At 51.0% G+C, this 11660-nt stretch carries 10 protein-coding genes and 1 tRNA gene; 3 read left to right on the forward strand and 8 right to left on the reverse strand.

All coding sequences use genetic code 11. From position 1 onward, the window contains the following. Positions 1-664 precede the first annotated feature (664 nt). Both J4F31_04550 and mutS read right to left on the reverse strand, forming a co-directional pair. Positions 665-737, reverse strand: a tRNA-Gly gene (locus J4F31_04550). 53 nt (positions 738-790) lie between these two features. Beyond that, positions 791-3379: a DNA mismatch repair protein MutS gene (gene mutS, locus J4F31_04555; GenBank protein MCE2495835.1), complete on the reverse strand. Its 2589-nt coding sequence runs from the start codon at positions 3377-3379 to the stop codon at positions 791-793. 74 nt (positions 3380-3453) lie between these two features. On the opposite strand from mutS, the gene J4F31_04560 reads away from it, so the two are divergent. Beyond that, positions 3454-3993 (forward strand): RNA methyltransferase, encoded by a 540-nt coding sequence (locus J4F31_04560; GenBank protein MCE2495836.1) that lies wholly within the window; start codon positions 3454-3456, stop codon positions 3991-3993. On the opposite strand, the gene J4F31_04565 is transcribed toward J4F31_04560, so the two are convergent. From J4F31_04565 to folK, 5 genes are all read right to left on the reverse strand, one after another. Continuing rightward, complete coding sequence (locus J4F31_04565; protein ID MCE2495837.1) at positions 3990-4568, reverse strand: hypothetical protein; 579 nt, start codon at positions 4566-4568, stop codon at positions 3990-3992. The two genes, J4F31_04560 and J4F31_04565, sit on opposite strands and share 4 nt — an antisense overlap. Further along, positions 4531-5454: a hypothetical protein gene (locus tag J4F31_04570; protein MCE2495838.1), complete on the reverse strand. Its 924-nt coding sequence runs from the start codon at positions 5452-5454 to the stop codon at positions 4531-4533. Before J4F31_04570 ends, J4F31_04565 begins: the two co-directional genes overlap by 38 nt. Before the next feature lie 130 nt (positions 5455-5584). Further along, a complete protein-coding gene (locus J4F31_04575) occupies positions 5585-6940 on the reverse strand; it encodes an OmpA family protein (GenBank protein MCE2495839.1) in 1356 nt (451 codons plus the stop codon). Between the two features lie 101 nt (positions 6941-7041). Further along, positions 7042-7680: a deoxynucleoside kinase gene (locus tag J4F31_04580; GenBank protein MCE2495840.1), complete on the reverse strand. Its 639-nt coding sequence runs from the start codon at positions 7678-7680 to the stop codon at positions 7042-7044. Next, positions 7667-8140 (reverse strand): 2-amino-4-hydroxy-6-hydroxymethyldihydropteridine diphosphokinase, encoded by a 474-nt coding sequence (gene folK / locus J4F31_04585; protein MCE2495841.1) that lies wholly within the window; start codon positions 8138-8140, stop codon positions 7667-7669. The genes J4F31_04580 and folK overlap by 14 nt, the downstream gene beginning before the upstream one ends. A 69-nt stretch (positions 8141-8209) precedes the next feature. Between folK and sppA the strand changes: the two genes are divergently transcribed. Further along, positions 8210-9934 carry a signal peptide peptidase SppA gene (gene sppA / locus J4F31_04590; GenBank protein ID MCE2495842.1) on the forward strand — a complete coding sequence of 575 codons (1725 nt, stop codon included), beginning with the start codon at positions 8210-8212 and terminating at the stop codon, positions 9932-9934. A gap of 5 nt (positions 9935-9939) precedes the next feature. Further along, entirely contained in the window at positions 9940-10635 is a 696-nt protein-coding gene (locus J4F31_04595) for a queuosine precursor transporter (GenBank protein MCE2495843.1), read from the forward strand. A gap of 188 nt (positions 10636-10823) precedes the next feature. Here J4F31_04595 and J4F31_04600 read toward each other — a convergent pair whose 3' ends face one another. Then, positions 10824-11624: a DUF2797 domain-containing protein gene (locus J4F31_04600; GenBank protein MCE2495844.1), complete on the reverse strand. Its 801-nt coding sequence runs from the start codon at positions 11622-11624 to the stop codon at positions 10824-10826. Positions 11625-11660 lie beyond the last annotated feature (36 nt).

Raw genomic sequence — 11660 nt, forward strand, 5'->3', positions numbered from 1 at the left:
TCAGTAAACTTTGACTTCTTCATAATCAACAATTTAAAATTATACTTTTAAACTGTCTCGTTTTTGGGGAAGTTTACCTTTCATTGGTTGGAATAAGAAAGATAACAGTTAATGGAATTGAAAGATAGATGCCAATCTCCGGGCCCCGGGTTTTAACCCGAGGTTGTGCAGTTGAATCATTAATGATGAAAAGAAATAGCACACGGATGCAATACAGCCCCGGGCTGAAGCCCGGGGATCAATGCGTTCAATATTTAACGACAATCCCTAATGAAAAAAAGACCCCCGGCCCCGGGTTAAAACCCGGGATCGTGCAGTTGAATCATTAATGCTTAATAAGCAATAGCACACGGATGCAATACAGCCCCGGGCTGAAGCCCGGGGATCAATGCGTTGAATTTTTGAAGGCAATCTCCTAATAGAAGCAAGACCTTTGGCCCCAGGCTTCAGCCCGGGGTTAAATATATCAAGCTAGAGAGAAGAACGTCGTTGAGAAACGAGACTGCGCAGTGCGCCGACCCTTGCTGGTGCGGGGAGCTTTCAACAAAATGAAACCCTGCACGCTATGCGTGAATACGGCTCTTTCTCTTTTCGGCCTTCGCGCAAGCGCGAGTCCTCAAAGAAAAAGCCCCGAAGGTTTTACCTCCAGGGCTTCATTTTGTTGAGCGAGAAACGGGACTCGAACCCGCGACCCCGACCTTGGCAAGGTCGTGCTCTACCAACTGAGCTATTCTCGCGTTGTTAAGAGGTCGCAAATTTAATACAATTTTATCTTTCGGCAAGAATCTTTTTACCCTCCCACCATTTTTTTGATCTCATTGAGCTTCATGAGTGCTTCGACCGGTGTAAGGTTGTTGATGTCGGTCTTGATCAACTCTTCTTTGATGTTTTGAAGCATGGGATCATCGAGCTGGAAGAAACTGAGTTGCATTTCACCTGACATATCCTTCAGGACTTCGCGAGCGGCATCACCGCTATTCCCGGCAAGGTCTTCGGCGTGACTCTGCTCGAGCTGACTCAGTATTTGCTTACTGCGATCGACCACGGCCACCGGCATACCAGCCATCTGCGCTACATGGATTCCGAAGCTGTGATTGCTCCCACCCGGCACCAACTTCCTTAAGAAAATGATCTTTTTGTCCACCTCGCGCACACTAACATTGAAATTGACGATCCTATCGAACCGATCTCTCATCTCGTTAAGTTCGTGATAATGCGTTGCGAACAAGGTTTTGGCCTTGGTCGGGTGCTCGTGCAAGAATTCCGCAATACTCCAGGCGATCGAAATACCATCATAGGTACTCGTTCCCCGTCCGATCTCATCCAACAAGATTAAACTCCGCTCGCTCAGATTGTTCAGAATACTGGCGGTTTCGTTCATCTCGACCATGAAGGTCGATTCACCCAACGAAATATTATCGCTCGCCCCTACCCGAGTGAAGACTTTGTCGACCAGCCCCAGCTTGGCCGCGTCGGCCGGAACAAAACTGCCCATCTGGGCCATTAAACTGATCAGTGCCGTTTGTCTCAGCAGGGCACTCTTACCCGACATATTGGGCCCGGTGATCATCATGATCTGTTGCTCGTCGCGATCGAGCCGAATATCATTACTCACATATTGCTCACCTAACGGCAACTGTCGCTCGATCACGGGATGACGCCCTGCATCGATGGCGATCGCGAACTCCTCGTTCATTTCAGGCCGCACATATCGGCTTTCCTCTGCCAATACAGCCAGCCCATTCAAAGCATCGAGCCGGGCAAGCTGATAAGCATCGTTTTGAATAGGTTCGATGTAATCGGCCAATCGAGATACCAACGCTCCGTACAGATTGCTTTCCAAAGCCAAGATCCGCTCTTCGGCACCCAAGATCTTACTCTCCAGCTCCTTCAACTCCTCGGTGATGTATCGCTCCGCACTGACCAAGGTCTGCTTCCGCACCCACTCCTCGGGAACCTTGTCCTTAAAGGTATTTCGCACCTCTAAATAATACCCAAAAACGTTATTAAAGGCCACCTTCAAAGAGGTTATTCCGGTCTTTTCGGCCTCCCGCTGCTGTAGCTCTAACAAATACTTTTTACCGTTTGCAACGATCTCGCGCAATTCGTCGAGCTCCTTCGAAACGCCATCGGCAATGACCCCGCCTTTGCTCACTTGCACGGGCGGATTCTCCTTCAGGTGCTCCGCAATGATCTTTTGGAGCGACGAACAGGGGTTCAACTCCTCGCCGATCTGTTTCAACGAACGGGGCTCAGCACATTCCGCGAACTCTTTGATCGGCTCTAGAGCCACGAGCGATCTGTGGAGCTGATTCATCTCCCGCGGGTTGATCCGCGCCGTACTGACCTTAGAAACCAATCGTTCCAAGTCGCCGATCTCTTTTAGCTGCCCGGCGATCAAATCGCGCCGTTGAGGCGCCCCCACTAAAAATTCAACGACTTCGTGTCGATCCAAAATGGGCTGCATTTCCTTCAGCGTTAGGGCGATCCAGCGCTTCATTAAACGGGCGCCCATCGGACTAATGGTCCGATCCATAATATCAAGTAGGGTAACACCGTCTTCGTGGGGCGTAAAAAGCAGCTCCAAATTGCGAATGGTAAAGCGATCCATCCACACGTATTTCTCCTCTTCTACGCGGCGTACCCGGCGGATGTGCGCCAACTGGTCGTGCTGCGTATCGGCGAGGTAATGCAAGGCGGCACCCGCGGCAATGATGCCGTAATCGCAGTGATCGACTCCGTACCCTTTTAAATTCTTTACCCCGAAATGCTTGAGGAGTGTTTCGCGCGCGAAACCGGATTGAAACACCCAATCCTCAAGCGCATACGTGTAGTAGCGAGATCCAAAGGTCTCTTGAAAGTCTTTTTTGTACTTCTTCTCGTGCAGCACCTCCTTTGGCGCAAAACTCTGAAGCAATTTGTCAATATAGTCCGGACGGCCTTCGGCCAGAAGGAATTCTCCCGTGCTTATGTCCAGAAACGACACGCCCAAGGTCACACCACCCATATGAACGGCAGCAAGCCAGTGGTTACTGCGGTTATCGAGCACCTGATCGCTGTAAGTCACCCCCGGCGTTACGAGTTCGGTCACTCCCCGGTCCACGATCTTTTTACCCTTGGTGGGCTCTTCGAGCTGATCGCAAATGGCTACGCGCTGACCCGCCTTCACCAGCTTGGGTAAATAAGTATCCAAGGAATGGTGGGGAAAACCCGCCAAGGCCACTTCCGAAGCCGACCCGTTGGCACGTTTGGTCAGCGTAATGCCGAGAATTTTAGAAGTCTTGACCGCATCGTCGCCAAAGGTCTCATAAAAGTCGCCCACGCGAAACAACAGCAAGGCATCGGGATACTTCCCTTTGATGCCGTAGTACTGTTTCATTAATGGGGTCTCGCTCTTCTTCTTGGCCACTGTTACTCCCGCTTTGGTTACCTTTGTGCGCAGTCCACGAATATATGAGAAAACTAAGGATTCACGAGCTCGATCGCCTATCGCCCGCCGACTTTAAAGGTTCGGAAAAGGTACCCGTTATCGCGGTGCTCGATAACATCCGCAGCCTCCACAACGTAGGCTCGGTGTTCCGCACCGCCGACGCGTTCCGACTCGAAGCCGTGTACCTCTGCGGCATCACTGCGCAACCCCCGCATCGCGAGATCGAAAAGACCGCCCTCGGAGCCACCGAAACCGTGCAGTGGCAGTACTTCAACGACACTTTAGAGGCTGTTAAGGCCCTGCGGGCCGATGGGTTCCTTTGCGTGGCGGTTGAACAGGTGGAGCAAAGTGTCGACCTGCGCGACTGGCAACCCCATCCGACCGATAAGGTCGCCCTAATTCTCGGAAACGAAGTAAAAGGGGTTCAGCAAAAGGTCATCGATCAATGCGATTCCGCTGTCGAGATTCCTCAGTTTGGAACCAAGCACTCCTTGAATGTGAGTATTTCGAGCGGAATAGTACTCTGGGAAGCGGTTAAGCCCTTTTTATTGAGACTCCACTAAGATTGTAGAACGCGTTCGGCTACGTTCAATTTGCGCATGGCCGGTCGACGATGGTATTGGTGTGAACTCATTTTAGTGAGTATATCGCTCAAGGTACGCAGGCTGTTCAATATGTATTTGCCTTTGTTCAGCATCACGCATTCGGCCCTGATACCCGCCGCGGAATCGGTGATCTCGGCCCGGGTCGGTATGCCTTGCTTGGTTAGCTTTTCAAGGACTTGCGTGGCCCAAATGGTCGGAATCCAACCCGCTTCGGCCAACCAAAGTATCTCTTCTTGAACCTCGGCCAAGCGCTCCCAACCGACCTCCAAGCCCAAATCGCCTCGGGCGATCATGAGCCCGATGCGCTTGTGCCGCATCAAAGCGAGTAAAATTATGGGCAAGTCTTCAAAGGCACTCACCGTCTCGATCTTGACGACCAATCCGACCTCATGCATGCCGCGCGCCTCCATTTCGTCGATGATCTGATGCACGTCCGAAGCGTTATTCACAAAGCTCAAACCGACCACATCGGCATGATCCTTCAAAAAATCCAGATCATTGATGTCCTTGGCGGTGGCCGCCTTTAATTTCAATCCCCATCCCCGGGAAATTCACCCCTTTCTCTGGCTTGAGCTTGCGCGACGGTTTATCGGTGTAGGTGATCTCGATCTCAACTCCTTCATCGGACACCGAAATCACTTCACCGTGAACCACACCGTCATCGAACAAGATACGCTTACCTACCTCAAGCCCAACGAAGGCCTTTTTAGGCCTCACGGTCATGTAACCTTTTACGTAATGTCCCTTTTCGTAAGGATACTTCGATATGAATAAGCGGTCCCCGGGCTTCACGGCCAGCGCTTTGACCGAACTTCGCTGTTTATCGAACAGCTCTTTGATGCGGATCTTCGGGCCCGAGAGGTCGAAGTACACACTGCACGATTCCCCCGTTTCTTCGCTGGCCAATCGGAGCGATTCGAGCATTTCGGTCCATTCGAGTTCGCTATCGTGACCGCAGTTGATACGCACCACCGACATGCCCGATAGCAGCAAATCGGCGAATTCACTAGATGTATTATTCATTTGGCTCGACAAGGTCACCATGATGTGGGGCGACCACGTATCGCGGTGGCCAAAAAGTGCATCGGCCCGCTCTTTCATGCAACGTGCCGGGTGCACTTTTTGAACAGGTACCGGAATATCGTTGCACTGATCTTCGGAAAGCCAATGCAGCACCAAGTTCAAATTGTCGAGTACGCGGGCTTCTGAATTCCGCAATGAAGATAAACCTATGGAAGTGAGGTGTTCTTGAAGCAATTGGTGATCTATGGCCCTCAGGGCCAAATAATGAATCAGATTCTGAGCCGCACCTCGGTGATCCGGATGTACGCGCTCCAATCGCCGCATTTGCTGCTCTTCCACCTTTAGGATGTAGTTGCGCAGCTCTATCAATTCAGCCCTGATGCCTTTGAGATCCATGGGACTCCGAGTTTGTCCCAAGTGTAGTTCGCACAGCGCATCAAAAGCAATGACTTCTGTTACGTTTTCGTAAAAAAAGAAAGCCCCTCCGAATCGGAGGGGCTTTCGATGGTTCCTTGATCTTTCGCCCTTACTTCACTTCGAAATCTACGCGGCGGTTGATCTTGTTTTGTCCGTCGGCCAACGGGTCGGTCTCTCCTTTTCCGGCAACCTCCATTCGGCTCATATCGATTCCGTAGTACTTGTTCAAATGATCAACCACAGATTGAGCTCGGGCTTTAGCCAATTTTTCGTTGTACTTTTCGCTACCGGTCTTGTCGGCGTGACCCACGATGCGGATCTGGGCGTCCGGATTCATTTTCAAAGCACGAGCTACAGCAGCCAAACGCTCGTAGTTAGCGTAACTGATGGTGCTGCTTTCCAATGCGAAGTAAATACTCGGCAAGTACGCTCCGTTGAGCTCTCCTGAAGGAATGGTTACCCCCTGGAAGTTCACCAATTCTCCGGCCGGAGTGTTAGGCTCGCGGTCACGACTATCGGGTACTCCGTCGCCATCCGTATCTTTTTCACGTCCATCAGGAGTCACAGAAGCACCTTTAGGCGTAAATGGATCTTCATCAACGTGATCGGGCACTCCGTCACCGTCGATGTCGAAGGCGCGCCCACGTCCGTCTACCGCTACACCCGCAGGGGTATTGTTCTCGGCATCGTACATGTCGGCAACTCCATCGCCGTCACTGTCTTTTGAGATCTCATCAACGGTAGTCTGCATGTTGGTGAGATCCATGTACATTTGGTCCATTGGGTTTACCCAGTCGGCAGATTGCTCTTTTTTACCGAAGATATAACCCACTCCAAGGCTGGTGTACAGGTATCCATCCGTAGCTGTTCCCCTAGGCACACCATTGAGGTAGTCTGAATTTGAGAAACGATAAGTACTGTTCAAATCCAAGAAAAAATTATCGTTCAGCTTCCACATGGCGCCCAATCCGATAGGCATAACCCAAGAAGTCTGAGCCTCTGGATCATCGCTTACGTTATCCATGGCATCGTAAATTGTAGCATCGTGGCTATTTAAACCAATACCGGCGTTCAAATACATACGGAATCGCTGGTTGCTCTTGCGTGATAAAGTGAGGTTGGTCAAATTGATCGTTCCCTGAGCTGTGAAGTCCATAATCGATAACTCTCCCCATTCTCCGCTGGAGACTCCACCGGTTGCAGTTCCGAAGATCCCTTGAATTCGCAAGCCAAACAAGTGATTGAATTGCTTGTTGATATTCAATCCATAACCAAGATCAAATCCTACATTTTCATTAAGTCCATCAGTCAAAAAGCCATTTCCGTCACCAAAACCGTACAAATTACCAACGTGGAGCTGCACAGACCAAGTATTGTAATCATCTTTGATTTTCGAGGTTCCCTGAGCATGGACTGCCGTTGTCATGATAAATAATGACGCTAAGAAGAAGGCTGCCTTTTTCATTCTATTTAATTGTATGTTTTCAACATTATTGACGACAAAGTTAATGTTTCTCGGGAGTTTCTCGGGGATCGCTCCATTTTTTGTCAACGCCTGAATGTGAATTAATCGAGACTCAAAATGGACATTCCCTCAGGGTATTTTTGGTTCATTTTCTCGAGAATGCGCTCGTATACTTTTCGATCGCCCACGAAATCCAAAGACCCCAGCTCCAACACCACAACGGACAAAGTGCGCTGTTGTTTCAAGAACTGAAAATAACTTGCTTGTACCTCCTCCAAATAGCTGTCCGGAATACTTTGCTCGTATTCCCTACCCCGCATTTTGATTTGCCGCTGGAGTTCGCCGACGCCTCGGTGTAGATATACGAGCAGATCGGGTTTGGGGATTTGGCGATACATCAAATTGAATACGCGGCGGTACAATTCGAATTCGTCGCGCGACAGATTCACCTCGGCAAAGATCAGCGACTTCAACACAAAGTAATCGCTGACCGTAAAGGTGCTGAACAGGTCGGCCGATGGCAGTTCATCACTCAATTGCTGAAAGCGCTCGGCCAAAAAACTCATCTCGAGCGGAAAGGCGTACTTCTCGCGGTCCTCGTAGAATTTCGGCAAAAAAGGGTTGTCCGAAAACTGCTCCAATACCAGCTTACCACCGTGGTCACTCGCGATCATCTCGGACAGCGAGGTCTTGCCCGCACCGATATTCCCCTCTATGGCTATGTAGTTATAAGGTCCCAACCTCCGTCAATTTTTCTGCACCTTCCGGAACAACGAATTTCTCACCCTGCGGGTGGATGCGCATCAGGGGAACCATAACGAACGCCCTACTCTGCATTCGCGGATGCGGTAAGGTGAGCCGGTCACTTTTCCAGCCGCCGCCCGACCACATCAACAGGTCCATATCGATGGGGCGATCCGACCATACCTCCCCATCCGCCCGTTGAGGGCGCCCCCGCAACGATTCGCCTTGTAGCACGTAAGCCAATGCCGCCTCGGGATTGAGCTCCGTGCGCCAGTGAACTACCGCATTTTCGAAGCTGTTGTCGCTATGGAAGCCTTCGGGCGAATTCGCAAAGCGGGCCGATTTGGCCGTAACCGCGCCGCGCTGCTCCAAATAAGCGACCGCCCAGCGTAAATGTTCGGCTTTGTCGCCCAAATTGGAACCCAGGGCCACGTAATATTCGTTCAGGTGTTCCACGAGGCAAATATAGGTTTCTACCGTAGGCCGATAATTGCTATTTTCGCTTAGCACTCAAAAAGTTTTAACATGCGTCAATTCCTTAAATTTTCCTTGGCTACCGTCGTCGGGATCTTCCTGTTTAGCCTCCTTTCGTTCTTGTTTCTCTTGGCGATAGTCAGCACAGGCAGCAATGAAGATAAGATCAACAAGCCTCACGTGCTCACCCTGAGCCTCGACGAACCCATTTACGACCGCACTACCGAGAGCCCTTTCGAGATTATCGACTGTATTGGACTGCACGATCTCATCGATCAAATCGCGAAAGCTCGTGACAGCGACAACATCAAAGGGATTTACCTCAACGTTACCTTTTTGCAGTGTGGCTATGCCTCCACACGCGAGATCCGCAATGCACTGCTCGATTTCAAATCGACCGGCAAATTCGTTTACGCCTACAGCGAGGGTTATACCCAAAAAGCCTACTACCTCGTGTCGGTGGCCGACAGCGTGTTCCTGAACCCGGAAGGCATGATGGAATTCAAAGGACTTCAGGGTAAAGTGAGCTTTCCGCTCGATATGCTGGCCAAGATCGGCGTGGAGCCACAGGTGATTCGCCACGGAAAATACAAGAGTGCGGTGGAGCCGTTTTTGCGTAACGATATGTCCCCTGCCAACAAAGAGCAAACCACCGCATTCATTGGCTCCATTTGGGAAGCGGCCATTAACGAGATTGCCGAGAGTCGCGGAACCACTACCGACGTTTTGAACGGGCTGGCTGATACTATGGCTATTTTTATGGGTGATGACGCCCTCTCGGGCGGATTAGTAGACGCGCTCGTTTATAAGGACGAAGTGCAGTCGTTGCTGCGTCAAAAGCTAGGTCAAGCCGAAGACGAAGAAATTCGTTCAATTGCGCTAAGCGATTGGAAAAACGTCAAAGGCAACACTCCAATAACCACCGACTACATCGCCGTCATCTACGCACAGGGCGATATCATTTCAGGTGAAGGTTCAGAATATCAAATTGGATCGGGCCGCATTTCGAAAGCGATCCGCGACGCGCGACGCGATGATAAAGTAAAGGCCATCGTACTGCGTATGAACTCTCCAGGAGGCGACGCCCTCGCCTCAGACGTGATCCTGCGCGAAGTCGAACTCGCCAAGGCGGAAAAACCCGTGATCGTTTCGATGGGCGATTTGGCTGCCTCGGGCGGATACTACATCAGCTGTAAAGCCGACCACATCTTCGCTGAACCCAATACCATTACCGGATCCATTGGAGTATTTGGCGTGCTGTTTAATCCGGAGGAGTTGTTGAACAATAAGATCGGTATCCATTTTGATCAGGTCGTAACCAATGAACACGCCGACTTTGGAGATCCTACACGGGCGCTGAACGAATTCGAGGAGGCCAAGATCCTCAACGTCATTGAAGACATCTACGCCGATTTCATCGGTCACGTGGCCAAAGGTCGCGGCATGGAAGTCGCCGAGGTCGACAGCATTGGTCAAGGTCGCGTGTGGAGCGGTTCCGATGCCCTCGAGATCGGTTTGGTCGATGAGTTGGGCGGAATTGAAGATGCATTGGCCATGGCCGCTGAACGCGCCGAGGTCGACGAGTACCGAATTTTGTCGTTGCCCCTACAAAAGGACCCGATTCGGGAGATTCTGGATGAGCTCATGGGCAGTATGGAAACCCGAGCCCTTAAAAGCAAGGTCGGACCCTTGTACCCTTATTTTGAGCAATTAGAGCAGCTTCAGAACATGCGCGGTATTCAAGCCCGCATGCCATTCAACGTCGAATTGAACTGATCGCCATCGTCGCCGAACCTCATTCCGAAGAACAAAAACGCCGAGCTCAACGGGTTTACTTGCTGTTGGCCACACTATTCGTGACGGCCTTGGTTACCTGTAACCTCATCGCCAACAAGTTCATCAGCGTCGATCTGGGGTTCAAGACCTTCGTGATCTCGGCCGGAGTTCTGCCGTATCCCGCTACGTTCTTGATCACGGATATTCTGAGTGAGATCTACGGACGACGACGCACCAACGAAGTCGTTTTTGCCGGATTCGCGGCGAGCGTTTTCGTGCTGTTCATCCTGTGGCTCGGTCACCAGTTTCCGGCCATTGAGAATTCTCCGGTAAACGACGATCAATACGGGACGGTATTTCAGAATTCATGGCGGGTGATCTCCGCATCCATGATCGCTTACCTAGCCGCCCAATTGGTCGACATCCGCATTTTCCACTTTTGGAAGGGCGTCACCAAGGGCAAGCACCTTTGGCTGCGCAACAACTTCAGCACCATCTTTTCGCAATTGGTAGATACCACCTTGGTCGTTTCAGTGATCTTTATCGGACTCACTCCCGTAGCGAATATCGGCCAAATGATCCTCGACGGTTGGCTCTTCAAGATCATCTGCGCCGTGGTCGATACCATTTTCATTTACGCCGCCGTCGGGTGGTTCAGGAAGCGGTTTGCCTTAGCGCATGGGGAGGAGCTCCGGATGTAGACCATCGTTGGTTGATTCGTTAAATGGTTGGAGCTGAAGTGAATATTGACCACGTCAATGTGAATTCGCGCCCTGCAGGAGATTATTCCTCCCGGAGTCAATGACCATTTCCTCGCTCGAAGAGCAAATGTACTTCGGCGCAGCTGAAATTGACTCGCGCGCAGCGCGAATGTACAGATCGAAGTGTGCTACTGCACATTGAGGTCAATAATCAACCCTTCATTATTTCGCACATTAAAGACCGCTTGATCCCCAAAGATCAAATACTGTCCCTTGATGCCGGTGAGTTCGCCTTCGAACGTTTCCACCTTTTGTAGGTTCAAACTTTTGGTCTTGGTCGGGAATACCTTTACCGGATATTCAATGTCCGTAATCGAATCATCTTCGGTCACGTATTGGCCCAGCTCCTCGTCGAGCAAATTGGCCACACGGCGTTTTTCGGACCGAAGGTCGAGATCCGGCACCTCGTTCTTGAGCATGCGCTGCCAAACTGTTTTGTCCTTCAAGTGCTCTTTTAATGCTACTTCAATGGCTCCGGCCAAATAACGATTGGGGGTTTCGGCCAGTCGGATGGCGTAACTCGCACCTTGGTCGATCCACCGGGTCGGGACCTGCCGTTTCCGCGTGACTCCGACCTTGAGTCCACTCGAAACGGCCAAATATACGATGTGTGACTGCAATTGATTGGCTTTTTCCCACTCGAGGTCACGGTCCTCGATGCCCAAATGGGCCTGACTCTTTTCGGGGTGGAAAATAGGATCGCCCGCCTGAGGCTTTTCCCAAAAGCAGTTGTAGCAAAAGTTCTGACGGTAAACCTTCGTCTTTAGTTCGCCGCAGAAGCAGCGAATGCGACCTGTAAAACGCATCGAAAGAATCCGGCCGATGAGGCCGTTAACATCGATCATTTCATCGCCCAGGGGAAGGGTATATCGGGTAGGGCTGGCGAGCTCTGTATTCATTTTAGCGAGGGGTCCGGTGTAGGTCGTCATGGGTGCGTTATGATTTGTAACAATGCCTATCTTAGT

The organism is Flavobacteriales bacterium, from assembly GCA_021296215.1.
Classification (GTDB): Bacteria; Bacteroidota; Bacteroidia; order Flavobacteriales; family ECT2AJA-044; genus ECT2AJA-044.